Annotated in this window: 31 protein-coding genes and 3 tRNA genes; 13 read left to right on the forward strand and 21 right to left on the reverse strand. The window is 58.1% G+C overall.

Annotation, left to right across the window (positions count from 1 at the left end; translation table 11 throughout):
* Positions 1 to 8 precede the first annotated feature (8 nt).
* From MK_RS08800 to MK_RS08810, 3 genes are read right to left on the reverse strand one after another with little or no spacing between them, the layout of a single operon-like run.
* Entirely contained in the window at positions 9 to 413 is a 405-nt protein-coding gene (locus MK_RS08800) for a hypothetical protein (protein WP_148679873.1), read from the reverse strand.
* 13 nt (positions 414 to 426) lie between these two features.
* Complete coding sequence (locus MK_RS08805) at positions 427 to 1,371, reverse strand: SPL family radical SAM protein (RefSeq protein WP_158296009.1); 945 nt, start codon at positions 1,369 to 1,371, stop codon at positions 427 to 429.
* Positions 1,372 to 1,379: 8 nt separating this feature from the next.
* Positions 1,380 to 2,714 (reverse strand): L-lactate permease, encoded by a 1,335-nt coding sequence (locus tag MK_RS08810; RefSeq protein WP_158296010.1) that lies wholly within the window; start codon positions 2,712 to 2,714, stop codon positions 1,380 to 1,382.
* Between the two features lie 906 nt (positions 2,715 to 3,620).
* Between MK_RS08810 and MK_RS08815 the strand changes: the two genes are divergently transcribed.
* Positions 3,621 to 3,750, forward strand: a tRNA-Glu gene (locus tag MK_RS08815).
* Positions 3,751 to 3,813: 63 nt separating this feature from the next.
* On the opposite strand, the gene MK_RS08820 is transcribed toward MK_RS08815, so the two are convergent.
* The 3 genes from MK_RS08820 to MK_RS08830 are packed head-to-tail and all read right to left on the reverse strand — an operon-like array spanning position 3,814 to position 6,375.
* Entirely contained in the window at positions 3,814 to 4,521 is a 708-nt protein-coding gene (locus MK_RS08820; protein ID WP_011020022.1) for an ABC transporter ATP-binding protein, read from the reverse strand.
* 11 nt (positions 4,522 to 4,532) lie between these two features.
* Entirely contained in the window at positions 4,533 to 5,645 is a 1,113-nt protein-coding gene (locus tag MK_RS08825; RefSeq protein ID WP_011020023.1) for an ABC transporter permease, read from the reverse strand.
* A gap of 13 nt (positions 5,646 to 5,658) precedes the next feature.
* A complete protein-coding gene (locus MK_RS08830) occupies positions 5,659 to 6,375 on the reverse strand; it encodes an HVO_0476 family zinc finger protein (RefSeq protein ID WP_011020024.1) in 717 nt (238 codons plus the stop codon).
* A gap of 27 nt (positions 6,376 to 6,402) precedes the next feature.
* On the opposite strand from MK_RS08830, the gene MK_RS08835 reads away from it, so the two are divergent.
* Positions 6,403 to 6,825, forward strand: coding sequence for a DUF371 domain-containing protein (locus MK_RS08835; RefSeq protein ID WP_011020025.1), 423 nt, complete (start codon positions 6,403 to 6,405; stop codon positions 6,823 to 6,825).
* Positions 6,826 to 6,847: 22 nt separating this feature from the next.
* On the opposite strand, the gene MK_RS08840 is transcribed toward MK_RS08835, so the two are convergent.
* From MK_RS08840 to rpiA, 9 genes are all read right to left on the reverse strand, one after another.
* Positions 6,848 to 6,925, reverse strand: a tRNA-Arg gene (locus MK_RS08840).
* Between the two features lie 49 nt (positions 6,926 to 6,974).
* Positions 6,975 to 7,589, reverse strand: coding sequence for a DUF655 domain-containing protein (locus tag MK_RS08845; protein WP_011020026.1), 615 nt, complete (start codon positions 7,587 to 7,589; stop codon positions 6,975 to 6,977).
* 3 nt (positions 7,590 to 7,592) lie between these two features.
* Positions 7,593 to 7,982, reverse strand: coding sequence for a hypothetical protein (locus MK_RS08850; protein ID WP_011020027.1), 390 nt, complete (start codon positions 7,980 to 7,982; stop codon positions 7,593 to 7,595).
* Between the two features lie 15 nt (positions 7,983 to 7,997).
* A complete protein-coding gene (locus MK_RS08855; RefSeq protein WP_011020028.1) occupies positions 7,998 to 8,306 on the reverse strand; it encodes a 50S ribosomal protein L21e in 309 nt (102 codons plus the stop codon).
* A gap of 1 nt (position 8,307) precedes the next feature.
* A complete protein-coding gene (locus MK_RS08860) occupies positions 8,308 to 8,721 on the reverse strand; it encodes a RecB-family nuclease (RefSeq protein ID WP_011020029.1) in 414 nt (137 codons plus the stop codon).
* Positions 8,722 to 8,724: 3 nt separating this feature from the next.
* Positions 8,725 to 9,945, reverse strand: coding sequence for a phosphoglycerate kinase (locus MK_RS08865; RefSeq protein WP_011020030.1), 1,221 nt, complete (start codon positions 9,943 to 9,945; stop codon positions 8,725 to 8,727).
* Positions 9,946 to 9,965: 20 nt separating this feature from the next.
* Positions 9,966 to 10,508, reverse strand: a complete 543-nt coding sequence (locus MK_RS08870) for an SIS domain-containing protein (protein WP_011020031.1) — start codon at positions 10,506 to 10,508, stop codon at positions 9,966 to 9,968.
* Between the two features lie 13 nt (positions 10,509 to 10,521).
* Positions 10,522 to 11,202, reverse strand: a complete 681-nt coding sequence (gene tpiA, locus MK_RS08875; RefSeq protein ID WP_011020032.1) for a triose-phosphate isomerase — start codon at positions 11,200 to 11,202, stop codon at positions 10,522 to 10,524.
* An 8-nt stretch (positions 11,203 to 11,210) separates the two neighbouring features.
* Positions 11,211 to 11,849, reverse strand: a complete 639-nt coding sequence (gene rpiA, locus MK_RS08880) for a ribose 5-phosphate isomerase A (protein WP_011020033.1) — start codon at positions 11,847 to 11,849, stop codon at positions 11,211 to 11,213.
* 62 nt (positions 11,850 to 11,911) lie between these two features.
* Here rpiA and carB point away from each other — a divergent pair, with 62 nt between their 5' ends.
* From carB to MK_RS08900, 4 genes are all read left to right on the forward strand, one after another.
* Positions 11,912 to 13,540 carry a carbamoyl-phosphate synthase large subunit gene (gene carB / locus MK_RS08885; protein ID WP_011020034.1) on the forward strand — a complete coding sequence of 543 codons (1,629 nt, stop codon included), beginning with the start codon at positions 11,912 to 11,914 and terminating at the stop codon, positions 13,538 to 13,540.
* Positions 13,541 to 13,555: 15 nt separating this feature from the next.
* On the forward strand, positions 13,556 to 14,431 hold the full coding sequence (locus tag MK_RS08890) for a ribose-phosphate diphosphokinase (RefSeq protein WP_011020035.1): 876 nt from the start codon (positions 13,556 to 13,558) through the stop codon (positions 14,429 to 14,431).
* Between the two features lie 54 nt (positions 14,432 to 14,485).
* Positions 14,486 to 14,576 (forward strand) — tRNA-Ser (locus MK_RS08895).
* 51 nt (positions 14,577 to 14,627) lie between these two features.
* On the forward strand, positions 14,628 to 14,897 hold the full coding sequence (locus MK_RS08900) for a DUF2098 domain-containing protein (RefSeq protein ID WP_011020036.1): 270 nt from the start codon (positions 14,628 to 14,630) through the stop codon (positions 14,895 to 14,897).
* Here the strand turns inward: MK_RS08900 and MK_RS08905 are convergent, their stop codons facing one another.
* From MK_RS08905 to cbiS, 4 genes are read right to left on the reverse strand one after another with little or no spacing between them, the layout of a single operon-like run.
* A complete protein-coding gene (locus tag MK_RS08905; RefSeq protein WP_011020037.1) occupies positions 14,898 to 15,137 on the reverse strand; it encodes a PRC-barrel domain-containing protein in 240 nt (79 codons plus the stop codon).
* A complete protein-coding gene (locus MK_RS08910; protein WP_158296011.1) occupies positions 15,134 to 15,778 on the reverse strand; it encodes an NTP transferase domain-containing protein in 645 nt (214 codons plus the stop codon). Before MK_RS08910 ends, MK_RS08905 begins: the two co-directional genes overlap by 4 nt.
* Positions 15,754 to 16,470, reverse strand: coding sequence for an adenosylcobinamide-GDP ribazoletransferase (locus MK_RS08915; RefSeq protein WP_158296012.1), 717 nt, complete (start codon positions 16,468 to 16,470; stop codon positions 15,754 to 15,756). The genes MK_RS08910 and MK_RS08915 overlap by 25 nt, the downstream gene beginning before the upstream one ends.
* Before the next feature lie 5 nt (positions 16,471 to 16,475).
* Positions 16,476 to 17,549: a multifunctional adenosylcobinamide hydrolase CbiS gene (cbiS, locus tag MK_RS08920; protein ID WP_011020040.1), complete on the reverse strand. Its 1,074-nt coding sequence runs from the start codon at positions 17,547 to 17,549 to the stop codon at positions 16,476 to 16,478.
* 25 nt (positions 17,550 to 17,574) lie between these two features.
* On the opposite strand from cbiS, the gene MK_RS08925 reads away from it, so the two are divergent.
* From MK_RS08925 to MK_RS08945, 6 genes are all read left to right on the forward strand, one after another.
* Positions 17,575 to 20,547, forward strand: a complete 2,973-nt coding sequence (locus tag MK_RS08925) for a V-type ATP synthase subunit B (RefSeq protein ID WP_011020041.1) — start codon at positions 17,575 to 17,577, stop codon at positions 20,545 to 20,547.
* Positions 20,548 to 20,598: 51 nt separating this feature from the next.
* A complete protein-coding gene (locus MK_RS08930; protein ID WP_011020042.1) occupies positions 20,599 to 21,297 on the forward strand; it encodes a V-type ATP synthase subunit D in 699 nt (232 codons plus the stop codon).
* A gap of 18 nt (positions 21,298 to 21,315) precedes the next feature.
* Positions 21,316 to 21,696: a DUF22 domain-containing protein gene (locus MK_RS08935; RefSeq protein WP_011020043.1), complete on the forward strand. Its 381-nt coding sequence runs from the start codon at positions 21,316 to 21,318 to the stop codon at positions 21,694 to 21,696.
* The gene (locus MK_RS08940; protein ID WP_011020044.1) at positions 21,696 to 22,139 is read left to right on the forward strand and encodes a DUF61 family protein; all 444 of its coding nucleotides are present in this window, start codon (positions 21,696 to 21,698) and stop codon (positions 22,137 to 22,139) included. Before MK_RS08935 ends, MK_RS08940 begins: the two co-directional genes overlap by 1 nt.
* Positions 22,123 to 22,263, forward strand: coding sequence for a hypothetical protein (locus MK_RS09195; RefSeq protein ID WP_157665822.1), 141 nt, complete (start codon positions 22,123 to 22,125; stop codon positions 22,261 to 22,263). Before MK_RS08940 ends, MK_RS09195 begins: the two co-directional genes overlap by 17 nt.
* Before the next feature lie 118 nt (positions 22,264 to 22,381).
* Positions 22,382 to 22,846, forward strand: coding sequence for a histone-like protein (locus tag MK_RS08945; RefSeq protein WP_011020045.1), 465 nt, complete (start codon positions 22,382 to 22,384; stop codon positions 22,844 to 22,846).
* A gap of 56 nt (positions 22,847 to 22,902) precedes the next feature.
* Here MK_RS08945 and MK_RS08950 read toward each other — a convergent pair whose 3' ends face one another.
* Together MK_RS08950 and pstK are read right to left on the reverse strand one after the other, a co-directional pair.
* Complete coding sequence (locus MK_RS08950) at positions 22,903 to 25,128, reverse strand: DEAD/DEAH box helicase (protein WP_011020046.1); 2,226 nt, start codon at positions 25,126 to 25,128, stop codon at positions 22,903 to 22,905.
* The gene (gene pstK / locus MK_RS08955) at positions 25,107 to 25,874 is read right to left on the reverse strand and encodes an L-seryl-tRNA(Sec) kinase (RefSeq protein ID WP_011020047.1); all 768 of its coding nucleotides are present in this window, start codon (positions 25,872 to 25,874) and stop codon (positions 25,107 to 25,109) included. Before pstK ends, MK_RS08950 begins: the two co-directional genes overlap by 22 nt.
* Before the next feature lie 27 nt (positions 25,875 to 25,901).
* Between pstK and MK_RS08960 the strand changes: the two genes are divergently transcribed.
* The gene (locus MK_RS08960; protein ID WP_011020048.1) at positions 25,902 to 26,903 is read left to right on the forward strand and encodes an ArsA family ATPase; all 1,002 of its coding nucleotides are present in this window, start codon (positions 25,902 to 25,904) and stop codon (positions 26,901 to 26,903) included.
* The last annotated feature ends 5 nt before the right edge of the window (positions 26,904 to 26,908 follow it).

Genomic DNA, 26,908 nt, shown 5'->3' on the forward strand with positions numbered 1-26,908 from the left:
CGTCCCCTTCAGCGGTTTTCCTCCCGCCAGCTACGACCCCGCCTCTCCAGCCTTAGAGGGACTCCCCCGATGTCCACGATTCTCTCGAACGTCTCCGAAGGTATCTCTTTTCGGGGTTCCGGCTCGTGCTCCTCCTTCCTTTTGTCTCGCTCTTTCTCGAGCGGAAGTTCCTGGATACGTCCTCCGGTATCGACCGGCAGCTCGAACTGGAACGTCTCAACTCTAATCCATCCTCCACCGGGTAGCTTGATCTCCTGGACGTTACGATTGGTGCGTCCCTCGCGCTCCAGCCGTTCGAGCTCCTTTTCCATCTCTTCACAAAGCCGCGCTATCTCTCGCTCCATCTCATGCATCGCCTCCTCCATCGAGCGATCGATCATCCTGAACAGCGTACGGAACAAGTGGTCGAACATCTCGAGATTCCCCCTACACGGGACAGGCGGGATTCCCACACTCGGTGCAGAAGGGGCCTTCCCAACACCGGTTCGGGCACGGTACCTGGGCGGCGCTCGCGCACGCGCAACACGCGGCGCCGAAGGGGGTCAAGCCGACCTCCCGAGCTATTCTGAGGAGGCGCTCCTTGATATCGCCGGTACGCACGTACACCTGCTTCCTGCCTTTGGGTATCGGTCTGTTGGCTCTATTAACTATTTCCGAGACGTCAAACCCGGATCGCTTCAGCCTGCTCAGTATACCCTCGTTCACCCGGAAACCTCCCACCACGACACCCCGAGCTCCGGCGTCGCGAGCCATCCGGAAAAGTTCTTCCGCCTCTTCAAGGCCGACTATTCCCGGTAGTATCGGCCTGAAGAAGAGGTCAACGGTCAAACCGGCTTTCGAGAGCTCGGTGATCGTCTCTAACCGCTCCTCGGGTCTAGGGGCTCGCGGCTCTAGCCTGGAAGCTTTCTCTCTGTCCGGTGTGAGAATCGTGACGAGACCGTTCAGCGGAAGCTCCAACCTCGCGAGTGACTCAGCCACCTCCCCGTCAATCGCGGACTTCGTGGAAAACTGCGTGGGATTACCTAACCACCGTGAGAACGTCCTCAGGTACTCGAGCGTTTTGTCCGCAAGCTCCGGGAGGAACGGATCCGTCACGCTACCCACCGCTATGAACGTCCCCTCACGACCTGGTTCGAAACCCCGGTTGTATAGCAGGGCCAAGACCATGCCTTCCCCGGAGAGCCTGTAAGGGCGGGCGCGCTCGAATCTGAACCCCATCTCCGGTATGTAACAGTAGGAACAGGCCCTGGGACACCCATGACCTGGGTGAACCGTGATCCCACAAGGCCTCGGACGTCGACGGGCGTGGGAATCTCGGCGGGCTTTCTCGATCTCTCTCCGGTCGAGACGTGACTCGAGCCTTTCGATCAACTCCCGTCTCATTTCATCGCGCCCCAAATCCATAGCATGGTACACCACGCTAACGTCGGTACCGTCAAGTACATCGAACCCAGGAGACTCCTCCGCATAACCCGCTTCTCGTGGCATCTTACGGCCGCCGCGGCCACGGCGACGTTGTAAGGGCATGCGGCCGCCGCACAGGCCGCACCGGCCAGTGTGATCTCCGGATATGGTGTTCCAGACGCGAAAGTCGCCATCACCGCGGTAGTGCTGCCGACGACCATCTCCCCCATGAACCCCACCAGGAAAGTGACCAGCGGAGACCCCGCGTAAGGCCTGATCGCGCTGGGGAGTTCGGAATGAGCTATCAGCGTTCCAAGGACCATTAGGAGCACGATCGAAAGCAGTTCCTCCCAAGTCTTCCGAAGCACACGGATGAGTGCTCCGACCATTCGAGTCCATCGGGGAGTCGCGTACAATAATACGGCGACCCACAGCAGCATCCACGGTTGCACCCACTTCACGTCCAGGGCCTTGACTACTCCTATCCCGACGACCACCAGCCCGTAGACTATCATTCCCTTGATAGTGTCATTGCTGACCTTGATCCTGGCTTCCTCGCCCGCGACTCGTAGGTACCAGAGGAAACCGGAAGCTACGCCCAAAACTAAGAGCGGGCCCACGATACTGGGAGATGCGACCCACCAAACGGCCAGCAAGGAGGCAGTGGTCATAATCCCCATGGTCGTCAGTAGGACCTTCGACACCCGGAGGTCGGCTGTCTCCGCTACAGCATAAGGCAATACCAGCAGGCTCGGAGCGATGCAGAGGGCGACATCGAAGCTCAGCTTCTTAGGATCGATCCCTGAAACTCCCGAAGTGACGAGAATCGGTACACCGAAGGCCGCGAACACCCCGAACGGAGCGTGCCCCACGAGAGCCGCGGCCGCCGCGGTCGTCTTACTCAGTCCCGCTTCGACGAGGAGTGGACCTACTAGAGTAGCGGGCGTTCCGAAGCTTGCCACACTCTCGAAAGCTCCGGTAGCCACGACGCTTAGGCCCACCAAGCACGGGCCGCGCAGTTGGCAGGTCTCCTTCAGAATGTGCACGATATCCTCCAGCACGCCGTCTTCACGCATCATCTCCACGAGCGTGAGGCTGGCCAACACGACGGCCAAAATTTCAACACCTTTTAGCGCGGAGTCGACGACCCGAACGTAGGGTACCTGAACGGTGAACGGAGTGAATGTTGAGGCTATAAGGTAGAGGGCTAAGGAAAGAGAAGACGCGCGGAATAGCCCCCAGCCGCGAAGTGCGGCTACGATCAAAGCCGAGATTGATATCAGGGGGACAACCAGTGCGAGGGATGGCAACGGTAATCCCCCTTCTGACGACGATGGTGATTGGGGCTCAGGGTCTCGACGTCTGTATAACCTCAGACGCTATCAACGGGAATACTTCCGATCTCGCATTCCTGAAGGAGTTCGCAGTCGCCTTACACGACAAAGCCCCTATCTATGGCCTCCGGATAGACAACGTTTACGTGAGCTACAGTTCCGCCAACGGCGTGGAGTACCTCTACGAGCTGAGTGACAATGAATTAAAGCTGCTGCAACAGTACCGGCGTATAGGAGAGGTACCGCGAGGATTCCGCGTCTGTTCCGAGCTAGGTTTGGACACGCTGATCTGGATCGCAGGTAGGGACGGGTCCTCGTACTACGAGCTTAAGAGGATCCTTCTGACCGAGAACTCCACGGTAAGGCACGTCGTCTACGTGAACGTATCCCCGAACTACCTGGTAACCGATGACCCGAGCTTGCCCGGATACTTCAGCGTCAACTGTTACTGGAACGGGCCGGACAAGATCTGGTACCCCTACTACTACCTCAAGCTACTGGGTGTCGAGATCGTCAACGTGAAGGACGTCTACCCCACTTACAGCAGCACGATCCAACTCGTCTCGTTGGTGGATATACTCGCCGACGCCGCTCTGAAGGCACTCACTAAAGCCGTTAAACACGAGTTGGTCAGCCAGCAGCCGCCCGAAGTCAAAGCCGAAATCAGTCACCTGCTATCCGCCTTGGAAGGCCCGGAACCGCCATCGCCGTCGGCCCTAGAAGAGGTAATGCGAAAAGGTGGAGCGTCCGAAGAATTCATCGAAAGCGTCCTAGAAGGCTTGAGGAAGTACTGGAGCGGTAGCACAGGCATCGGAACCTCGCAGAGGTCCCCTGTAAATATTATATACACCGTCCTAGTGCTCACCCTGTGGGTACGGAGACGCCCCGGCGGTGTAGCCCGGTCAAGGGCCCGCGGGTGACCGCGGGCCCGCCGATATCATGCGGGACTTTCGAGGCCCGTCCGGGCCGGAGACATCCCGCGACCCGGGTTCAAATCCCGGCCGGGGCACCAAACCGACAATCGTTATGGAAATAATAACGATCCTTGGATGATACTAGAGCGACTAGAGCGGGCTCAGTCCAAAACCTCGGCGTCTAGTTCTTCGGGGCTCATCTCCCTCTCTATCCTGCCGTCTCGAAGTAGGATCACTCGATCGGCCCAGCGGACTAAGGAGAGATCGTGAGTGACCATCACAATAGTATGGCCGGAGTCGTTAAGCTTCTCCAAGAGCTTCATAATGCGTTGAGAATTCTTCGTATCGAGCTGCCCGGTGGGTTCGTCGGCCAAGATGACTTCTGGATCGTTCGCCAGCGCCCGAGCGATAGCTACACGCTGCTGCTCGCCACCACTCAACTGACTCGGAAACTTGTCGAAATGTTCCTCTTTAAGTCCCACTTTCCGCAGCAAATCCTTAGCCCTCTCCTCATCCTCTTCTCCGGCTAGTGTCATGGGAAACATGACATTTTCTAACACCGTAAGCGATTCGATTAGATTGTATTGTTGAAACACGAAACCAACGTATTTATTTCTAATTTCGGCGAGTTCCTCGTCACTCAGATTAGTCATATCCTTACCCGCAATTTCAACGCGACCTGACGTCGGTGTATCCAGAGCCCCCATAATGTGAAGTAGCGTTGATTTACCAGATCCCGAAGGCCCGACGATCATTAGGAATTCCCCATTTTTTACCCCAAGACTCACCCCTTTGAGCGCTTCTACCTTCACCGACCCTGAATTGTAGACTTTCCGAACATTTTCCAGTCTTATTACGTAGTTCGACATTTGAACGCCCCCTACTCGTACCTGAGGGCCTCGACGGGGTCAACTTTAGCGGCTTTCCACGCCGGGTACAGACCCGAGACCACCCCTATCGCTAAAGCCAGAGCTAGTCCGAGCCCTAGTACCTCAGGCGTTATAAGTACAGACACCGTCTGATGCTTTATGTACGACAGGATGTGGACCAGCAGTTGTGAGCCCAACATCCCGAGAACGCACCCTATGATCCCCCCCGCCAGGGACAATATTATCGACTCCAGTAGGAACAGCTTCATCACGTCTCTGTTCGTCGCTCCTATGGCCTTCATGACGCCTATTTCACGCTTTCTCTCAATCACTGACATGAGCATAGTATTGGCTACTCCGAGCGCTCCTACAACCCCAGCGATCCCGGTAAGTGCTATAGCCGCAAGTTCAACTGTTCTCAAATTATTCAACATCCCTTGAACAGCCTTACTAGTTGTGATGGCCTCAACACCGTTTATTCTTGACTCTATTTCTTTCCTTACTCGCTTCGGGTCAGATGTTTGAACGAACACACAACTGATGCTTTTCCCTCGAATTTTATTGACGCTATCTAAAGTAGTAATCGCACACATGTTAGCAAGTTGCGACGATGTTTTGAACGCTCCAGATACCCTTAACTTTTGTCCAGATAAATCCACGGTCTCTCCTACCTTAGGTCGTAATTTTCTCCATATAAGGCTCCCAAAGGCCATTTCACCATGTTTAGGGAGGTGGCCCTCTATGGGCTCTATTTTAGACCCCACTACGAGTTCATAGCCCCTATTTTCCACCGCCGCGATTAATATAGGTTGACGTTGCCGGCCCACTGTAATCATCCTATTGTTAAACCAAACAGCTACCGTACGCTTTACTCCCGGTATCTTTCTCACTTCATCCTCAATACTTTCATCGAGCACACTAGATAGTGGGTCGGGAGCAGCCTTTGATTTTACTATCAGTGAAGCCGATCCACTGATCGCCACCTTAACATCATGTTGTAATCCCTTCGCAATCGCTGAGATACCCACTACGGCAGCAACTCCGATAGCAACTCCCAAGATCGTGAGTAGTGAGCGGACACTCCTCCGAGCTATGTTCCTAATCGCCACCTTTATTGTAATCAAGCGTCCGTTCCCCTTATATGGATTCTAATGACTTCTTAGGTGTTCCTCTCCTAACAGGCCTCCCGTATATTCTCTTTATCTCTTCAGCCTTAACCGATTCACCCTCACGTTTTACCGTAGGACGGCCCTCAGGTTTTATCGCATGTACCCTAAACAACATCCCATCAAGTTCGTATATCTCTCCAACCGTGAACTCTTCATCCCTATCTACCTCAACTTTTTCAGAAATAGTGTATCCTGATGGAAGATTAATTGAAACTCCAATGCGGGCTGGAATATCCAACGATACTCCCCAAACCGATACAACATCCTTGACCTTGGCTTTCTTCACGCTGTCCTCTTCATGTGTAGCTATATTCGTAATCTCCACTCTTTCCCCCTCCACTTCGATCACATCACCAACTTCAATCTCTTCTAACGGGTCCATTTCCACTTCTTTGCACTCTGACTCCTCGTACCTGCTGATAGTGACTTTAACCTTCTTGGGAGCGTAGAACACTAACCTCACGGGGTTTACGGTACCACAGCTCTCACACCGTGCGAGGACATTCGCTACGAACCTCGGTACACCTTTCTCATCAGGCCCTTTCCGATGTACTGTGGCGCGGACAACCTCCTGTGGAACTTCTTCGTCGGGAGAGCAGCCTTTACAGGGCGCGTATATTATCCTCCCCTCTACGTCCGACTCGGATAAGTCCTCTACCGTAGTTTCAGTATCCAGGGTGATCATCGACGAGTACCCCCGGGGGAATGCGAGATGGAGATCACCCTCAAGGCCCGAGGTCACGAAAACGTGACCGGCCGTCATCGGAGTACGTTCGAAGTCACGAAAGATCCCGAGATCGGGCCAACGGCTGACTGCATAATAGGTGTTCGCGCCGACACGGCATGCGCCGATCTGCCAGAAGATTTCAAGCTGATGTTACGGCGAGGAGCGCGAGTAGAAGTAATTCTGCGAGCCGGCGGTACGGAAGACAGGGTAGTCGGGGTCGGACATCCGAGGATGACCCTACAAGACGGCAGGAGTATGGTGTTCCGGACGAGCGACTACATCGATGATCGCACCGTACTGATAAGGTGCAACAAAGCGGCAAGGGACCTGAGTCGAGACCTGGTTCGGGCACTTAAGGACCCGGAGACCGTCCTGATGGTCGAGATGCGGGTACTCGATGTTCGTTAGCGTTATCATAACAATTTCCGGTTGGCGGACCCGCCGGGATTTGAACCCGGGACCACGGGGTTAGAAGCCCCGCGCTCTGTCCAGGCTGAGCTGCGGGCCCTCCTCCCAATCCGCCCTCTGAGGTGGTGGGTATAATAAGGTTGCGGAGGTCACCGTCGCTTCCTGCCACCCCGGAACTCCGGGACGAACAACCTATACTTGTCCCGGGTCTCTCCTTTGAGCTCCGCCAGAACGCGCTCTTTGATCATGTCTCGGGGGTGCATGCGGAGGCCCTTAACCCTCTCCTTGATGTCGTCCAGGGACTCGAACGGTTCCTTCTCGCGCTCCTCCAAGATACGCTCGAGCGTTTTTCGGCCTATTCCAGGAAGAAGCTCGAGCTGGTGCAACCTCGGGGTGATGGGTCTAGCCTCGTTGAAGAACCTGACGAAGTCCTCCTCGTTATCCTCGATGATCTTCTCGACGGCGTGGGGGAGTTCTTCACGGGCCGTCGCGGTGAGCTCGTCGTATCGTAGTCGTCGGTTCACGTGGTGGATCTTGTCACGCTTACCACGACCTACGTACACCTCTTCATGGAGCTCCAGGAACGCCCCTTCCTTGGGGGCTAGCTCTAGGAGCACGAAGAAGTCTTTCCCTATCGCCTGCGCCACGGGCTGTCGCTTATGAGGTGGCTCCTCCGCCCTGCCGTACGGTAGGAAGTCCAGTATCAGCGCATACTCTTCATAGGCCCGTTTCCCCTTCGGCTGCTTGTACAGTATCTCCACCATCGTTTACTCCTCCTCCGCGATTCGTTCAGATACCTCCAAGATAGCACGCACTACATCCTCATCGGCACGACGGAGGAGACGTTTTCCGGCGGACTCGAGCAAGACTTTGATCTCCTCTTCACTCCTAGGTTGAACCTCCAGAATCTTGTTGACGAGGATCTCCACCGTGCGCTCGTTGGTCGTGAGATCACCGAGAATAGACCTGAGCTCCTCCTTCGCTTCCTCCAGGTCCTCCGGCTCCAGCGATCCGAACTTCTTCAGGTACCGAACTGCCTCGCGCTGGTCATAGGTGAGTTCCGGATCCCGCTCCTTTAGGACCTTCTCTACCACTTTGCGAGCCTCGTGTACGTTAGTCGGACTCCGTTCCCGGGCCTGAAGGGATATCGAGGGCAAGGCCGGGGACCCCTATCACTGGAGTTCAGGCTGCTCCTGTGGCTTCAAATGCTCGGGGTACACTATCAGTTTCTTCTCCTTCCCTCCATCCCTGATCTTCACGATGTAAGCTCGGCCTTGGCGTCCTACGACTTCTCCAGTTCTCCCGTGGTACCTGGGATGGGGCATGCCTTTGTGGACACTGGGATCGATTACGATGTGTACTTTCTGACCCTCCTCGAACTCCTGCGTCATCGGACCCAACGGGGAAAGACCGCGCTCTCTAGGCTTCTTTCGGAGTTTTTTCCGTGTACGACTCCGGAAACCTTTGGATCTTCTCACCAACTCAAGCTCCCCCCAACTCGTACAATACGACGGCCAGCGCGGCCAGCTCTCCGACAGGAGCGCTGACACCGACGGTGAGATCAGGCTCTATATCGATCTCTTCGAGTAGCTCCACGGGGACCGTGAGCAGCACGTCTGACGGCTTTAATTTCTTGATCCCTTCATCTGCCGAGGGATCTAGCAGCGCCACCCGACCATCAACAACTTCCAGGGCGTCGTCCAGGTCGTCGACCACCATCACCGGAACGCGACCTCTCTCCTCGGGGTGTTCCAGCACCTGTGTGATACCGTCCAAGGCCGCACGTGACTTCGGTTCCGAATAAACAAGGAGCTTCGCCCCGAGGTTGCCTGCGATAAGGGCCACATGGTTGACGCGGAAGTGGCTGAAGGGACGGTGGTACACCACGACGACCACGCCTCAGCACCCCGAGAACGGGCAAGTGAGGATGGCATCTATGGCCGGTAGTCGCTCCCCGGCGAGCATTCGGAGCATCGCTCCGCCACCCGTGCTGACGTGATCTATGCTGTCATAAGCACCACAGGCTTTCGCCGCCGCAATTATGTGGCCTCCTCCGATCACGGAGAAAGCCTCCGAATCGGCGATAGCATTGAGGACCTCGTACGTTCCCTTCTCGAATCCGGGTTCCTCGTACACGCCCATCGGCCCGTTCGCGACCACCATACCCGCGCTTTCGACCTCCTTGCGATACCGTTCGATCGTTCCGGTACCGATGTCGAAGACGGGAGCGTCCGCTGGCAGTTCGTCCACGTCTACCTCCTCGCGCTCTCCACCGCGGTTGAGAGCCACGTCTTCGGGTACGAGGATCACGTCGTCACCTTCCTCGAGGAGCTCCCGTGCCTCGTCCAAGTAGCCCGTGTAACCCTTCATATCCAGGAATTTCCGTGAAGGTTTCCCTAGATCCACTCCGGAGGCCCAAAGGAAGAGATTGCCCACGAGACCTCCCAGTAACACGCGACGTACGTTGTCCATCTCGATGGCTCGGCGTATGACCTTGATAGCATCCTCGATCTTGGACCCTCCGATCACGAAGACGCCGTCCTCCATCTCGTCTCTGACCATGGTTTCGAGGACTTCGATCTCGCGCTCCATCACACGGCCGACGCAAGACGGAAGTCTTCGAGTGAACCCGACCAGTGAAGCGTTCGAGCGATGGGCCGCAGCGAAGGCGTCGTTCACGAAAATGTCGAACAGCGGGGCCAGGTTCCGCACCAAATGTCGGCGTGCGTGCCACTCCGGGTCCCGGTTGATACGTTCCTCGGAATAGAACCGCACGTTCTCCAGCAGGATAACTTCGCCGGGCTCCAACGACCGAATCTTCTTCTTCGCGGTGGGTCCGAACACGTCGGGCACGTACTCGAAGTTGTCGAGTTCTTCGGACATGATTTCCGCATGTGGTTCCAGTGTCGTGAAGTCATCCTCACCCGGTCTTCCTTGGTGTGCTAGAATGGCCACCCTGGCGTCGTGTTCCATTAACTCCTTGATCGTCCCGAGATGTCTTTTAATACGTTCATCGTCCTCAATTTTACCATCGATAACCGTCGAATTTATATCAATTCGTAACAAGACCCATTTATTTTCGAACTCGAAATCGTCCATAGTAGATATGTTTTCGTACATCACTGTTCGCCCCTAATATTTTATTGTATTTTAGCGTGCCGTTCCCACATATCTGATTCATCGACTCCTAATTCTTTCGCGAGCTGAGCCGTAAATCCGTCCAAGAATGACAGCATTAACATCTCCGAGAATGTGCGAAGAATTATCTCTTCTGGTTCAGGAAGGACAACCACAACATCCGCCTTTTCAGCTATTTTCGAGTCCGCATTCATGGTTACTGCAAGCACATCTGCACCTTCGTCCTTCGCCACATCCGCCGCATAATTGACGAACGCGGTGTTACCGGAAACGCTCAGCGCGATGAGGAGATCGTCGGGCTTTATTGCCCGCTCTGTGCTGTGACCGACCACGTAGCATCGTGCGCCCATTTGCACGAGCCTGACGGCGAAGCACTCACCGATGAGTCCCGTTCTACCCATTCCTACGATGAATATACCCCTATCATTCCGTATCTTCTCCACAACTAAATCCAAGGCTTTTTTAACATCTTCTTCGGGCAGATTGTTGCACGCATACTCTATTACCTCGGCCTCCCTCCGCATAATTTTACGTATGCGATCCAATGCCCATCATCCCCTATTCTAGGCCGGAGATGAGGTCTAATAACGCCTCCTTAGGATCGTCCGCTAATACCACTCCAGAAGCTACTAAGACGCCATCAGCACCCAATTCCACGGCGGCACGCACATCGGACCCATCGGTGATCCCGGCCCCGCACAGTACGGCCGTCTCCTCCGAGACCTCCTTCACGACCTCGACCGATCGCTCGACTACCTCGGGGTCGGCCTTCGACACCGGGGTCCCCGTACCGATGAGCTCCGGCGGCTCCACGGCCACCGCGTGAGGCGAGAGGGCCCCGGCCGCACGGGCGGCGAGCGCGTCGCTCGCACACACGATCGTGAGGAGACCCTCGTTTATGCACGCTCGGCAGACGTCCTTAAGATCCTCCAACAGCATCCGGCGTTCCGAGTGGTTCAGAAGCGTCCCGTCGGCGCCGGCTTCGACCACCATCTCGGGAGTCACGTGCCCGGTCCTCCCGCCGGGCTCGGCCGCATCAACTGCCTGCGCTAGGACCGTGACTTCGTCGCCTACCTCCCTAACCACGTCGCGCAGGTCGACATGAGGAGGACAGATCCCGACCTCGACTCCGGTTTCTTCCGACACTTCCGCGGCCACTCGAGCCAGTCGTAGTGCGTTCTCACCGACCGCTTCCGAGTACGCCTTGAAATTCACGATAACAGGAGGTACACGCAACATCTCACCCCCTACGACCTCCCGACGATGATCCTATCTACCTTGTCCCCGGGGAATACGCCGCATTCAACTACGCCGGGAACGGAGTTCAACTCGCGTTCGAGCTCGGCGGGATCCCAGTCGTCCACATGCAGGTCGACGATGGGATTACCCGAGTCCGAGACCACGGGCCCGTACTTCTCGTCACACGTTCTCGGTCTGACCTCACCGAACTCCTCCAGCGTCCGAACTGTTAACTCGTAGCAGCCGCGGAGTACCTCAACGGGTACCGGGAGCTCCCAGAGGTTCTCGACGAGCTTCGACTCGTCCACGACGACCCAGAACTCGTCGGCGGTGTAATCTATCGCCTTCTCCAACGAGTGGCAGGCCCCTCCTCCTTTCAGCAGGTTACCATCGGGATCCACGGCGTCAGCTCCGTCGATGGCGACCGGGAGCTCTTCGGGCGGTATCGTAGTCACGTTCAGTCCGATGCGGCGACAAGCATCGATCGTGCCGGGTATCGTGGTGAACACCAGTACGTCGGCCTCTCTCTTCACCAGCTCTTCAAGGAAAGCCTCGACGGTGGTGCCGGCACCAACCCCGATCACCTCGTACCCGCGTCGGCAGACCTCTTCCGCGGCTTTCCTGGCCGCGTTCCGTTTGCCGCTCAAAGCCGAACCCCCGAGGGTTTCTTAATGCGGCGTGTGGGCCCTCACACGCGGGTAGCCGGACGATGTCCGATAAAGTCCTCGTGATAGGTGCGGGCCCTAACCGCATCGGCCAGGGGATCGAATTCGATTACTGTACAGTTCACGCCGTGTGGGCGATTCAGGAGGAGGGTTACAAGGCGATCATAGTGAACAACAACCCCGAGACGGTCTCCACGGATTACGATACTTCGGATAAACTGTACTTCGAACCAATCACACTCGAAGACGTACTCAACATAGTCGAGAAGGAGCGGCCTATCGGCGTGCTGACGCAGTTCGGGGGGCAGACCTCCGTCAACCTAACCGTGCCACTCGCGGAGCGTGGAGTCCGTGTTCTTGGTACCGATCCCGACGACGTCGACCGACTCGAGGATCGGGACAGGTTCTCAAAGCTCCTGAAGAAGCTCGGTATCCCGCAGCCCGAGAGCGGGACCGCCAACGACCCCGAAGAAGCCGTTGAGGTAGCGGAAGATATCGGTTACCCAGTCCTTGTGCGTCCATCGTATGTGATAGGTGGCCGAGCCATGGAGATAGTGTACGACGAGGAGGATCTCCGTAGGTACATCGAGGAAGCCGCCAAGGTATCCCCGGAGCACCCGATCTTGATAGACCGGTTCATCGAGGGCGGCATAGAGTGCGAGATCGACGGTGCGCGGGATGAGGCCGGGAACGTGCTCATCCCCGGGATCATGGAACACATCGAGGAAGCCGGTGTGCACTCCGGTGATTCCGCCTGTGTCGTGCCACCACAGACGCTCCCGGAGCACGCACAGGAGACGGTCCTCGAGTACGCCGAAGACATCGCCGAGGGGGCAAACGTGATCGGGCTTATTAACATTCAGTTCGTCTACGACCCTGAAGAGGACGAGGTGTACGTTATCGAAGCCAACCCGCGCGCCAGTCGAACGGTGCCTTTCATCAGCAAGGCCGTCGGAATACCACTCGCCAAAATCGGAACCAAGGCCATCCTCGGCCGTGAGATCCCCGAGGTCCTGGACGAGATGGGGCTAGAGCCTCCGGACGGTGACCCCGGAATCGTCGCCGTTAAAGAGGCCGTATTCTCCTTCGAGAAGTGGCCCGGAGTGGATCCCGTGCTGGGCCCCGAGATGAAGGCTACGGGAGAAGTTATGGGGATCGACAGGACGTTCGGTGCCGCCTACTGGAAGGCTCAGCTCGCAGCAGGACACGAGCTTCCTCTCGAGGGTACCGCCGTCATATCGGTAGCCGACCGGGACAAGCCCGATATCGTCCCGATCGCTCGAAAGCTTCAGCGGTTAGGGTTCGATCTGCTCGCGACGCGCGGCACCGCATCGCACCTGCGCGAACACGGGATCGAGTGCGAGGTGGTGAGGAAAGTATCGGAGGGTAGTCCCAACATAGTTGATCTCATCCGTGAAGGTGAAATCGACCTGATTATCAACACCCCAACGGAAGGGAAGGACGCTCGCCGCGACGGGTACGCCATCCGTCGGGCAGCTGTGAAGTTCAAGGTCCCGTACATCACTACGATCGCGGCGGCAAAGGCGGCCGTTGAGGCGATAGAACTGGTGAAAGAGAAAGGAGTCACCGTCAACTGCCTCCACGACATCCACAAGGGTGATTGGACACCTCGCGAGGTGAAACCCGAAGAGTTGACTCGCTACGGAGGATGATGGGGGAGAGACGTGTTGATAGTCCTCGCCACATCGGAGGGTGTCAAGCTGGGTCGGCGTCTCGCAGAGGAGCTCGACGCGGAGCTGGCGCCGGTCGAGGAGGACAGGTTCCCCGACGGTGAGCAGATTGTAAGGGTTCCTCCGGAGCTCGACGGGACGGTAGTCGTCGTACACTCGATGAGCCCACCCCAGGACGAGAACCTCGTGAAGGCGATAATCACTCTCGACGCCGCTCGGGAGAACGGGGCCGAGGAAGTCATCGCCATAGTCCCTTACATGGCCTACTCCAGGCAAGATCGTAGATTCGAACCCGGAGAGCCCGTTTCGTTCCGCGCCGTCGCTAGGGCAGTGTCCGCGAACGCCGACGCTCTAATAACCGTCGACCTCCACGAGCCGGGCACGCTGAAGTACTTCGACGTACCCGCCGAGAACGTCAGCGCGGCTGAGGAGCTGGGCAAGTACCTGGCAGAAAGGTTCGAGGGAGAGGATCTCGTGGTCATCGGACCGGACGAAGGGGCCCGAGAACTGGCCCGCGAAGTCGCCTCGATATGTGGGGTTGAATACGACCATCTGGAGAAAAAGCGGCTCAGCGGGGACGAGGTCGAGATTCATCCGAAAGAGCTGGACGTCGAGGGGCGGACGGTGGTACTGGTCGACGACATGATCGACACCGGAGGGACCATGGTTGAAGCCGCCCGAGCGCTTCGCGATCAAGGTGCCGGGACGCTCTATGCCGCGTGCACCCACGCGCTCCTCACCAGGAACGCCGCCACTAGGCTTTTGGCCTCAGGATTCGAAGATATCATAGCCACCGACACCGTCCCCAACCCGTTCGAGAAGGTGAGTGTGGCCCCACCGGTAGCCGAGGCTGTTGAGAATCTCAGCGGGTGAGACCCGGGAGAAACACTTAAAATCCCGCCTCATACTTGTGCAAGTGGGCAAGGCGCCGGGGCGGCCGAGCCCGGTCCAAGGCGCGGGACTGCTAATCCCGTGGCCCGTATGGGCCGCCCGGGTTCAAATCCCGGCCCCGGCGCCAACCCGAAATCGTTATAAAACCTATAACGATCTACGACGAGGGGGACACCCGTTGACCGAACTACAGGTCGGAGACTACGCCCGATACGTGCGGACCGGAACGGTAGGCAAGGTGGTCGACGTTAAGGAGCGTGAGGATGGTCGATGGATCCAGCTCGACTCAACAGGACTGTATTATCACGAAGACTACGTCGAGAAGGTGGAGAAGAAAGAGTCAAAGGAGAAGGAAGAGACCGACATTGAAGAAGTCGTTGAGAGGATTAGGGAGCTCAAGGAGGCGTTCGAACACGTCGACGAGCGGGTGTGCGAGGGAGGCGGTTAATCACCTTCTGGGTCGGATCTTCGACTCGTCCACTAAAACGTACTTGCCCACCGCCAGCACGGAGCTCCACGGAACCTCCACAACGTCGGCCTTCACCTGCTGAGCGTATTCTTTCGACGGTTGCACCAGCAACGCTTTGATGCATTTATCTTTCCAGGCCAATTCCACCTCCATGACGGTACCCAAGTCGTGGCCGCGGTTTGTGATCACGTGTCGCTGCAGCAGTTCCGAAACCCTCATCTCGTTTTTAGCGCCTGAAGCCCCTGGGCCCGCTCCTCTCTCGGGCAACTCCGAAGCACCCCTTCCACCTTCCGGAGATCGTGCCACGTGTTAACGTTGTAAGCCAACCGTGGCTCGTCCAGCAGGAGTTTGAACTCATCGGTTTTCCGCAGACCCCCTACTACGTTTAATCCTACGACCACCGCCCGGACGTTTCCCACAGTTGACTCGAATCTCCGCCATAGGCTCAGTCCGGCCTTCACGATCAAGCTTCGGGGAACCCAGACGGAGAGCGAAGGCTCCGGGACGGCCGCCCATGCGGCGATAACCAGGCCCACGATGTCTGGGGTCAGACACGGCAAATCCGCGGTAACAGTTAGTGCCGGCGTCCCTACGCTCTCTAGCGCGAACCTCAGGTCGTGGACGTACCCGTCTCCCGGGGTGACGACGACCTCCGCTCCCAACCGCTCTGCGATGGACCGGGTAACCCCCGCGTCCCGCGATACCGCCACGGTGATCCTATCCACGCAACAGCAATCCTGAAGTGCCTCGAGCACCCACACGAGCAGCGGTTTACCCGCCACTTCTACGGCCGGCTTCTCCACCCCACCCATGCGCTTCGCCCGACCACCGGCCATCACCAGGGCAGGGAGCTTAGGCAAACGGCGCTCAGGACCCGTGACACCCATATTGACGCACCCAGGAAGTCACCGTTCACGCCCCTTATGGTACGGCGTGCCGCCTCCAGGCAGGTCCAAGCGACCACCGCCGAGCAGACCGCACATGTTAGGGTGGCTACGGGTGAAAACGGCAATGACACGACCGTTGATAGGATTCCTCCCAGCAATACCTGATCGGCGTCCACGTACTCCGTGAACACCCTACCGGAGTAGCTGGCGGGCGCGGGCTCACCCACCGCCGCCATAGGGAGTACGGTGAAACGTGAGAACACCTCGATGGGTACCAGCACCTCGAAGGGTATCCACCCGAACGACGCGACCGCTAGGAGGAGTGCCATAGACCCAATCGCTAAGCCCCCCACTCCTACCCTCGGATCACGCATAGCCTTCGTGGCACCTTCTTCGGAGATCACGCCCGCCATCAGCGCGTCGCCCACATCTACGAGGCCATCGAAGTGCTGTGCCCCCTCGAGTACGAGCAGCGTCAAAACTACCAAGCAACCTCTAACCGGTGTTCCGGCGAAGGCCCACGCCACGACCCCCGCCAGCAACCCGCTGACTAGTCCGACCGCTGGAAGCCCTAACCATGCCTGCTCGCCGATCTCACGCGGACTCTTCGGGTGTTCTCCGATCGGAAGGACGGTCAAGAATCTGAAGACTTTCAGGAACTCCACCCGAATCACCCCCTGCGGAACGCGGCGGTCATGGCACCGGCAACGAGACCTGCAAGGACGTCATCCAGCATAACCCATCTCTCATCGACTTCCTTCAGGATTCCGGGCTTCTCCTCGTCGTACCGTTTGAAATTGAACAGCGCCCCGTAACCCCCTAACTCCATAGCCACAAACTGGCCTAGGACCTCATCGAAGTACACCCAACCCGGGTCCTCCCGTAGTTCACCGCACTCCTCCGGATAAGTGCCTAATCGCACGAATCTGTCGATGAGTAACGCCGTGAACACTGCCAAGGCCACGTTAGGGTTCTCCAGACCCCGCTCGAGCTCCTCTAGGACCCTAGAAGCGTGCTCCTCCTTCCACTCACCTACGAACAACTCTCGACCGGCCTCGACGAGGTCGTTCAGTTCGATCCCCTCCTCTTCGAGGATCGTTTTTATCGAGCGTGTTGGGGAATACCCTGCGCGCTCTCCCGCAGTGACCACGGCTTCCTCGACCGCGCTCATCAAGCGCCGACCGAGCTCCGTGGCGGGTCCACAGAAAGAGTCCAGTTCATCCCCCTGTGGACACAACACGGCGACGGAGTCCGTAGTCGTCCCTAAGCAAGGTCCTTCATTACCCAGGACTATACGCAGGACCCCATGGCATTTCGCCTCCACGGCCCACGTCAGGGCCTCGACCAGGGAGCGTGTGGTCAGGGGTCGCCCTACCACGGCGATCACGTTCACGGTCCCGGGTCCTCCTAAGTCGTGCTCTTTAGTCTTAGAGCAGTAGGCGTTACCGAACCCGGCGGTCGCAACGGCGAAGACGTCACCCTTTTGAACTATAGCGGCCTGCTCGACGTCGGCGGCCGTCAGGAACGCCAGCGTGTCCTCGGGCTCGAGTCCCAGTTCGTGGAGTCTCTCCTCGACGTAGCCCCAAGGATCATCGTGCGACCATCCCTTCTCGACCCGGATGTTGGCCACCCACCTCACCTCGCCCACACCGTCCGAGTAGAATGCGCTCGAAACGTATTTCACGGGGTTCTCGAACTCAAGCACCACCGCCCGCTCGTCCTTGATCACGTGAAAGAACTCCACAAACACTCCCCCAGGGAGTGGTACCGTGGCCGAGGCCGAGAGGCCGGCCGGTAAGGAGTACACAACCATATCTGAAGTCTCCGGACCACTGATGGTAGTCGAGGGCGTCGAAGGTGCGAAGTACGGTGAAGTAGTCGAAGTGGAGACACCCACCGGCGAAGTCCGACGAGGTCAAGTTCTGGAAGCCCGTAGGGACGCCGCCGTCGTGCAAGTCTTCGAAGGTACCTCGGGTCTCGACACCACCTCGACGAAGGTCAGGTTCACGGGAGAGACGCTGAGGATCCCCGTGTCGACCGACCTGCTGGGACGCATCCTGAACGGCCGTGGTGAACCCATTGACGGCGGTCCCGAGATAGTACCGGAGGACGAGCTCGACATCCACGGGGCCCCGATCAACCCGGCCGCCAGGAAGTACCCGAGCGACTTCATCCAGACCGGTATCTCCGCGATCGACGGTATGAACACCCTGGTACGTGGTCAGAAGCTCCCGATCTTCTCCGGTTCCGGTCTTCCGCACAACGAGTTAGCGGCTCAGATCGCACGCCAGGCGACCGTCCCAGGTGAAGAGGAGGAGTTCGCCGTAGTGTTCGCGGCCATGGGTATCACGCACGAGGAAGCCGCGTTCTTCAGGCGAGAGTTCGAGGAGACCGGCGCCCTGGACCGTGCCGTGCTCATCCTTAACCTCGCCGACGACCCGTCGATGGAGCGAATCATCACCCCGCGCATCGCACTGACGGTAGCCGAATACCTGGCCTTCGAGAACGACATGCACGTCCTGGTGATCCTGACGGACATGACGAACTACTGCTTCGCTCCTGGTACCAGGGTGATCACCGCGTCCGGCGACGTCGTCGAGATCGACGAGATCGTCGAGAGGGCCGCCGAAACCGCCGTCGACGGTGGTCTGAGGGAAGGATCGACGGAGGTCACCGTCGGAGTGACCAACGTCAGGACACTGGCGGCATGGGACGGCGACCTAACCTCCAACGACGTGGTGGCCGTGGAAAAAATCGAGGCCCCGAGCCGCGCTGTCCGGGTGAGAACGAGGAGCGGCGCCGAGCTGGTGGTGTCCGAGGACCACAAGTTCCTAGTGGACACGGAGGATGGCCCCAGAATGGTCGAGGCGTCCGAGCTGAAGTCCGGCGACGAACTGTACTCCGTGAGGGAACTCCGAGTCAGTGAGAAGGTTCCGACGTACCTGGAACTGCTCCTGGAGGCGGAGGACAAGTTCTACGTGCACCCAACCGAGGAGTTCGAGGAGGCCGTGGCCGAGCGGTACGGGAGCCTGGCCGAAGCGTGCCGGGAGAAGGAGCTCCCCTACAGGGCCAGGGAGGCCAAGGAGCGGAGGTACTACGAGCTGTCCGAGTTCGCCAGACTGGCGACGGCTGTGATCGAGAGCGTCGATGAGGCTACGGAGTACATCGACTACGTGACCGCCGGAGGTAGGAAGAGGGTGAAGTTCTCGTCACCGAGGCCCGGGAAGGAGGTAATGTACGTCGCCGGCCTGATAGCGTCGGACGGGAGCGTGGACACCGAGCGAGGGTTCGTGATGTTCTCGAACACGGAGAGGGAGCTGCTGTCAGCGTTCGAGGAGATCGTGACGGAGGAATTCGGCGTCGATGCCTCCAAGACGGAGAACCAGAACGGCGTGACGATGCTCCGGGTCAACAGCCGCGTACTTGCCCGGGTGTTCGAGAGACTCGCGGACCCGAAGACGGTCCTGAAGATGCCCCGGGAGCTCGTCGCCGCTTACCTGGCCGGCTACGTGGACGGCGACGGTCACCTGAAGGACGGCAAGATCGTGATCACCACGGCCGACAGGGAGCGGGCCGGGGACCTACAGCTCCTGCTGAAGAGGCTCGGAGTACCGAGCGTGCTGCGTGAGAGGGACGGTGCCTACGACGTCGTCGTAACCGGTCACGACGCCGCGGAGCTGGCCGAGGAGCTGCCGCTGAGGCACCCGAAGAAGGCGGAAGCCGCGGCGTCGATGTCGTCCGGGCGGAGGTCGTCCAGGTTCGACAGGGTGTCGCGCAGGTTCGGCAGGCTGCTCCGGGAGGTTAGGAGGAAGTACGGCGTTAGGGCCTCGGACCTGGGGTCGTCCAGCACGATCTCGCAGATCGAGAGCGGTGAGAGGCGCGCGACCCGGCGCCTGGCGCTGGAGATCGTGGAGAGGCTCGAGGAGGTCGTCGGCGACGTTGAGGAGGTCCGCGAGCTGCGGGAGCTCGCTGAGGGTAACTACGTGCTGGACGAGGTAGTCGAGGTGGAGACCGTGGAGTACGAGCACGAGTACCTGTACGACGTGACCGTGGTGCCCGATCACACCCTGGTGGTGGAGAACGGCATCATCACGTCGAACTGCGAGGCCCTACGAGAGATATCCGCGGCCCGTGAGGAGGTCCCGGGCCGGCGCGGCTACCCGGGATACATGTACACGGACCTCGCGACCATCTACGAGAGAGCCGGATGCATCCGCGGTCGGAAGGGTTCGATCACCCAGATGCCGATCCTCACCATGCCTCACGACGACATCACGCACCCGATTCCGGACCTAACGGGATACATTACCGAGGGTCAGATAGTGCTAAGCCGAGACCTACACCGGCGCGGTATCTACCCACCGATCGACGTGCTACCCTCGCTGTCACGGCTTATGGACGAGGGTATCGGTAAGGGTAAGACGCGCGAGGACCACCCGGATCTCTCCAACCAGCTGTACGCGGCGTACGCCGAGGGTCGCGACCTGCGCGACCTAGTAGCGGTAGTAGGCGAAGAGGCGCTGACGGAGCGGGACCGCAAGTTCCTGAAGTTCGCGGACGAGTTCGAGCAGCGGTTCGTGAAGCAGGGCCGCGACGAGAACCGGAGCATCGAAGAGACCCTCGACCTGGGATGGGAGCTACTGGCGATTCTACCGGAGCGTGAGCTCAAGAGGGTCAGCGATGAGCTGATCGAGAAGTACCACCCGAAGTACAGGCAGAAGAAGGAGGAACAGGAAGAGTAAGGCTCCCTCCGGCCCCATCTCCACTCAAACCTATCTAGGTGGGGGATACCCGTGACCCAGGAGATCCTAGAGGACGTCAACCCTACTAGGATGGAATTACTGAAACTCCAGGACAGAATCGAACTTGCGAAGAAGGGTCACAAGCTGCTCAAGGAGAAGCGAGACGCCCTCATCATGGAGTTCTTCGAGATGGTGAAGCGCGCCTCCGAGATCAGGGAGCAGGCCGTCAAGAAGTTGATGGAGGCGTACAGCAAGCTGGCAGCGGCCAAGGTGACCGTCGGTGAGATCGGAGTGGAGCGCGCCTCCATGGCCACCGGCGAGGAGATCAAGGTGGACGTGGGATCGAGGAACGTGATGGGTGTAGTCGTACCGATCATCGAGCGCGTGAGCGAAGATGGCGGTTCAAAGGTCGTCTATGGCTTCGCCGACACGTCCGGCGCACTCGATGAGGCGATGCGAGCCTTCACGGAGGCTATCGACGCCGTGCTGGAGCTGGCCGAGATCGAGGAAACCCTCCGTCTCATGGCCGAGGAGATCGAACGTACTAAGCGCAGGGTGAACGCGTTGGAGCATATAGTCATCCCGCGCCTCGAGAACACCGAGAAGTACATTGAGATGAAACTCGACGAGCAGGAGAGGGAGAACTTCGTACGGCTGAAGCGCGTGAAGGATCTAATCGAACGGAAGAAGTTGAAAGAAGAACTCGAGCGGGTCGTCGAAGAAGGGGCCGAACTCCCATCCTTCGAGTGAGGCGCGGGTGAGTAGAGCATGGTCTTCGTTAGCGTCGCCAAGAGGAAGGTCACTGAGCGTGTCCGCCGGCGCCGCGAGCCCTACGACTTCAAAACCGACATGTTCGAGGGACGGTTCGAGCCACTGATAGCGGCCGAGGATGTGACCGTCGAGGAAGGCGAAGACGTCATCATTAAGGTCGAACCCATTGAAATCCCTCCCCACACAATGGTGCTACTGTCACCGTACGCCCGGAACCCCTACGGTCACGTTCTAGCCGTAGCCGAGGAGTTTCCCAAAATGATGGAACTGGGCCGGAAGGTGGAGCAAGTATACTTCGCCGCCGTAAGACACGGTCGAATTCGTAAGGGCGACGTGCTGGGAGTGCTCATACTGATCGAGCTGAAAGGTGAAGAGTGATGCGCGACGAGTCGCGCCTCGACAAGTACGTGATCAAGGAAATACTCCGGATCAACCGGCACCTGCCCCGACGTCGTAAGACCCTCGAAGAGCTGTTGAGGGAAGAGCGGCCGCACGTGGTTAACCGAGACGGTACCAAGCACTACTTCGACCGGGATGAGCTGGAACGCCTCGCCGACATATTGCCCCGCTACCTTCACGGTCGCCTCAAGCTCCCGATACTCATCGAACTTGGGTACTCGGGAGCAGCGGTGATCCGTGGTAAGGCGGAGGTCCGGGTAGTGTGTGAGGTGCTCGGTGAAGAGTGGCGATTTTCTCAAGATCGAGTGGAGCTGAACATGCTCGACGTTCGAAAGCTCCGCCGCGAATTCCCCACGGCGACCCAGTACATGTTCAGTACCGAGTACATTATGGGGAGGCCGAAAGTTGAGAGAAGAGGATAAGCGGAGGCTGATGGTGGCTCTCGTTCGAGTTGCCCCTATCGTGGCAACGGTAACCCTGATCGTGGGTTTTACGGTGTTCGTGATACTAGTGTTGACGGGGCACTCCGGAACCGTAACCCGTTAAACTCTTTCGAAACTGGAGTCGCCGGAAGGTCGCCCTACGACACCTAAAACCTAAAGATGACCTCTTCCCTGGAAGCTATTGCCCCTGCATGTACCAAGGTCATATGGGGGAGAACCGTATGGCCGTGGAGCTACCCAAGGCTGCCATCGAGAGGATCTTCCGGCAGGGTATTGGTGAGAGACGGTTGAGCCAGGATGCGAAGGATACTATCTACGACTTCGTTCCAACAATGGCGGAGTACGTAGCCAACGCGGCTAAGTCCGTACTGGACGCTTCCGGCAAGAAGACGCTGATGGAGGAGCACCTGAAGGCGCTGGCCGACGTCCTCATGGTGGAAGGTGTTGAAGACTACGACGGTGAGCTGTTCGGCCGAGCGACGGTACGCCGCATCCTGAAGCGAGCTGGGATCGAGAGAGCTAGCTCGGACGCCGTCGACCTGTACAACAAGCTGATCTGCCGTGCCACGGAGGAGCTGGGTGAGAAGGCCGCCGAGTATGCGGACGAAGACGGCAGGAAGACCGTACAGGGAGAGGACGTCGAAAAGGCCATCACGTACTCCATGCCCAAGGGTGGAGAGCTCTAAGCCTTTCTTCCCCCCGGCCGAATTGTTATGAGAACTTGAACGATTCGCGCGACGGCTTAGCTCCAGAGGAAACGCCGTATCTCCCTGGCCTTCCGTTCCCCTATCCCCTTAACGCGTTTCAACTCAGATGGACTAGCGTTCACGACGTCGCCTATGGATCCGAACTCGTCCAACAGCCTCCGAGCCAGCTCCGGTCCAACTCCCGGGATACATGACAACATCTCCACCCGAAGATCCTCGGTTGACCTACGCTTCCGTGGCCTCGGCCTCTGTCGCTCCTCGAACCTTTTGGCCATCCGGTAGAGTAGCTCCGCAGTTTCCTCCGGTCCCGCCGACTGAAGCACAGAGATTCCGAAGTCGACGGCGAGCGTCGCCAGTGCTCCATCAACGGCTTCCGGCTCGATCTCCCTCCTCGGGTTCCCCTCCACGATAATTACGGCACGGTCGAACTCTCGGGTCATCTCTCGAGCTTGATCCATTAACCTACCGTCCAGGAGAGACCTGGCGAAATCGGATTCCGACTTGCGCTCCACACCGACGCCCTCACCTACGACGTAGTCCGCCAGTTCTAACGTGTCTCTCTCTAGGACCACGGGCTTTCTCCTGAGGTGCTCCACAACCTTGGTGTTGAGTTCACGCGAGTCCACTACGATGACGGGAGCCCTGCTCGGTGGACGCACTTCATCGCGCTCGCGTTTGCTACGACCCCCACCTACGAACTGATCTAGCGTCTTCGCCCTCGAACGCAACTTTCTGAGGTTTTTGCTCGTAGCGGTCGTCTTCCCTTTCCTCTTCCGCAACCACTCCTGCACGCGCATCACTGCCTCCAACATCTTCTTCTCACGACGCCTCGCGACGTGAAAGTAGATCTCGTCCAAGGTGGGAAAGGAACCTCTAGCGACGAGAACGTGAGCGTTACCCACGGCACCATCCCTCGCGGTACGTCCGATCCGCTGGATCGTCCTTATTTCCGAGGGAACCGGCTCGTACAGCACCACCTCCTCGCAGGTCGGAAGGTCCAGTCCCTCCTCCCCTACGCTCGTCGACACGAGAACACGACACTCTCCCCGTTTGATCGATTTTATGACGTCCAGCTGCTCGTGCTCCTTCATGTGTTCCTTGCCGAGCAACACCCCGACGGATATCCCAATCTCCTTGAGGTAATCGGCGATCAGCTTGGCGGTGTCCACGTATTGCGTGAACACCAGCGCGGACTCGACGTCTTTCACTAACTCCTCAACCTCGGGTAGTTTCGGGTGATCCGGTTCGTCCCGGAGTGACGCCGATTTGCACTCTCGTACGGCGCGCTGGAAGTTCGGATCTCCGAGTATCCTCCGTAGCGAGGAACCGCCGCTCGACCGTTTGCGTTCCGTAAGGCGCTCGACGTACCGTAGGAAAGGTTCGATTCCTTGGGTTTCCAGGATCTCCCTCGCCCTAGCTATCCGGAGGGCTTCCGCTACGACTCCGAGAGCTCGTGAGCACCAACTGGCGCGTTCTCGGCGCTTCGCCATCTGTTCCCTGATCTCCTCCCTGAGCGACAGCAGCTTTCCCACCCACACGTTACGCGAGGATTGTAGGAACCCCATGTCCTCCAGTAACTCCAGCCTGCGCTCGAAAGCCCGCTGCAGCTCCCGTCTAGCGTTGTCGAACCATTCCGGCAGTTCGACGTCAACCCACTCAACTTTCACTCTTCCTAAGTACTTTTTAACGTCTGGATCCTCCTCTGTTTTAACTATAATGCGTTCTATCCCAAGATTTTGCACTACCTCTTTTATGCGTTTCACATCCGATCCAGGCGACGCTGTAAGGCCAACTTTCAGGCAATTAAACTCCTTTGATACATACACATATGGGTAACCTCCAACCGCTCTATGCGCCTCATCAAATATCACAACGGATGCCTCATCAGGGTCAATTCTACCCTCTATAATGTCATTGCGGATTACATGCGGTGTTGCAACAATTACGTCGGATTTTTTCCACTCGACTTTCCTTCGTTCCGGTCGCACCCTACCCGTGAGTGCTTTCACGTCCAATCCTCGTGTAGCTCGCTCTATGAATCGGGCGTGTTGATTCACTAGCGGTACGGTGGGAGCTAAGAACACGGCCCGGCCTTCGTCCACGAGTTCCGAGAGTACCATCACACCGATCGCGGTCTTACCTAGCCCGGTGGGTATCACCACCAGAGTGTTGTCCATTGAATCGAGAATCTCGGCTGCTACGGACACTTGGTACTCGCGACGCTCCAGGAAGTTCCAATTCACCCGTCTCCATGCAGGCATTCCCGGATCACCTCCTCGGCCCGACGCCGGAACTCCCGGACGGCCTTTTCCGGATCCTCCACGGAGGACACTATCTCACGGCGCAGTTCACTGAGCTTGCGCCCTAGCTCTTGGGTAGCCGCGCCTGTCTCGGAGAGTCGACGCATCAGCTCCCCCATAACCTGACGGGTGCGTACGTCGACTTCATTCACGGAGGAGGGGTCAGTGCGCCGACGTCGCTTTTTGGGCTTCTCGACGCGTAGACCCGACTCGACGAACTCGAGAACTTCCTCGGAAACCCGAGAATCGTCTAGAACCAAGGTCGCACGCTCCCACCACCGATCCGGCTCGGGTGGTTCAAACCTATCATAAATTCTACGAACGACCTCCTCCGGGATAGGTTCACCTCGCTCGCGGTTCCTACGTAGGCACGTATCTAAACCGGTACGGAGGTACACTATCCCCCACGGAACTTTCCTCTCCAAGGCCAGGAGAGCCAACTCACGCCGCATGCTGGAATAGTAATTAGTGTCGTCCGCTATCACCAGGTCTAGCTCGGCGTCCAGACACGTCTCAACGGACTTCAAAAAGAGTTCCCGGGCCACCTGCTCGAGTTTCGGGTCGAACTCATCCCATAGGAATCCGCGGAGAGCGTCCGCCTCCACATGGGCCACTCGCCAGCCTTCCTGCCGGAGTTCCCGAGCCAGCTCCCGCGCGAAACACGTTTTACCTGACCCGGGCGGGCCGGTGAGTATCAGCAGTCGCAACCTTTGTAACCCCCAGGGGGTCTGGTGATGGGCATCTCGGAGAAACTCGGGCTATCGAAGGGTCAGCGGTACGTCTTCTTCGGCGGTAAAGGAGGAGTCGGAAAAACAACCTGTGCCGCGGCCACTGCCGTGTGGCTATCCGAGGAGGAAGGGAAGGAAGTACTAGTGGTCTCAACGGATCCGGCGCACTCGCTCTCGGACATTTTCGATCAGAACATCGGCTCGGAGCCTACCCCGATCGAAGGTGTAGAGGGACTCAAGGCGATCGAAATCGATCCGGAGAAAGCTGCGGAAGAGTACGTCGAGGTGATGAAGCGAGTGTACGAGATGTCGAAGGATAAGGGAATGGAAGACCTGTTCGGAGGCGAAGACCTGCTCAAAGAGCAAGAGGAACTGCTGAAATCATCGCCGGGTATCGACGAGGCGGCGGCGTTCCAGAAGTTCATGGAACTGATGAAGGATGACTCGTACGACGTGATCGTGTTCGATACCGCCCCCACGGGCCACACCCTGAGGTTCCTCTCAGTACCCGAGACGCTGGAACGCCAGGTGAAGACGATGATCAAAGTCAGACGGACCCTGCGTCAAGTCAGCAAGATGCTGAAGACGCTGATACCGTTCGCCGACTCGGATGAGGACGAAGAAGACGAGATCCTGGAGAATCTGGAGAAGATGAAGAAGGAGATCGAGGAAATACGAGAGACCTTAAGCGACGCATCGCTGACGGCCTTCCGGCTGGTGATGACTCCGGAAGAGATGGCAATTTACGAGGCACGCCGCGCCCTACGTACGCTGAACCACTACGAGATTCCCGTCGATATGGTCATCGTGAACAAGGTAATGCCGAAACGAGCGGACGAGTGCGAGTTCTGTCGCACTCGTCGTAAGATGGAAGAGAAGCGTCTCAAGCTAGTGGAGAAGTACTTCGGAGACAAGGAGATACACCAGATTCCGATGTTTGCGGAGGAAGTGCGCGGTCTGGGGAAGATCCGTCAAGTCGCCGAGATACTGTACGGTGAACCGGCCTGAGGGTC

It is taken from the genome of Methanopyrus kandleri AV19 (genome assembly GCF_000007185.1).
GTDB classification, from domain to species: domain Archaea; phylum JAADCQ01; class Methanopyri; order Methanopyrales; family Methanopyraceae; genus Methanopyrus; species Methanopyrus kandleri.

What these genes read in the sequence shown, in the direction of transcription:
- MK_RS08800 (WP_148679873.1), bottom strand. Translation starts at nt 413, where the DNA reads ATGTTCGACCACTTGTTCCGTACGCTGTTCAGGATGATCGATCGCTCG.
- MK_RS08820 (WP_011020022.1), bottom strand. Translation starts at nt 4,521, where the DNA reads ATGTCGAACTACGTAATAAGACTGGAAAATGTTCGGAAAGTCTACAAT.
- MK_RS08830 (WP_011020024.1), bottom strand. Translation starts at nt 6,375, where the DNA reads ATGATCACCCTGGATACTGAAACTACGGTAGAGGACTTATCCGAGTCG.
- MK_RS08835 (WP_011020025.1), top strand. Translation starts at nt 6,403, where the DNA reads ATGGAGATCACCCTCAAGGCCCGAGGTCACGAAAACGTGACCGGCCGT.
- MK_RS08845 (WP_011020026.1), bottom strand. Translation starts at nt 7,589, where the DNA reads ATGGTGGAGATACTGTACAAGCAGCCGAAGGGGAAACGGGCCTATGAA.
- MK_RS08865 (WP_011020030.1), bottom strand. Translation starts at nt 9,945, where the DNA reads ATGTACGAAAACATATCTACTATGGACGATTTCGAGTTCGAAAATAAA.
- tpiA (WP_011020032.1), bottom strand. Translation starts at nt 11,202, where the DNA reads ATGTTGCGTGTACCTCCTGTTATCGTGAATTTCAAGGCGTACTCGGAA.
- carB (WP_011020034.1), top strand. Translation starts at nt 11,912, where the DNA reads ATGTCCGATAAAGTCCTCGTGATAGGTGCGGGCCCTAACCGCATCGGC.
- MK_RS08905 (WP_011020037.1), bottom strand. Translation starts at nt 15,137, where the DNA reads ATGAGGGTTTCGGAACTGCTGCAGCGACACGTGATCACAAACCGCGGC.
- MK_RS08935 (WP_011020043.1), top strand. Translation starts at nt 21,316, where the DNA reads ATGGTCTTCGTTAGCGTCGCCAAGAGGAAGGTCACTGAGCGTGTCCGC.
- MK_RS08940 (WP_011020044.1), top strand. Translation starts at nt 21,696, where the DNA reads ATGCGCGACGAGTCGCGCCTCGACAAGTACGTGATCAAGGAAATACTC.
- MK_RS08945 (WP_011020045.1), top strand. Translation starts at nt 22,382, where the DNA reads ATGGCCGTGGAGCTACCCAAGGCTGCCATCGAGAGGATCTTCCGGCAG.
- MK_RS08950 (WP_011020046.1), bottom strand. Translation starts at nt 25,128, where the DNA reads ATGCCTGCATGGAGACGGGTGAATTGGAACTTCCTGGAGCGTCGCGAG.
- MK_RS08960 (WP_011020048.1), top strand. Translation starts at nt 25,902, where the DNA reads ATGGGCATCTCGGAGAAACTCGGGCTATCGAAGGGTCAGCGGTACGTC.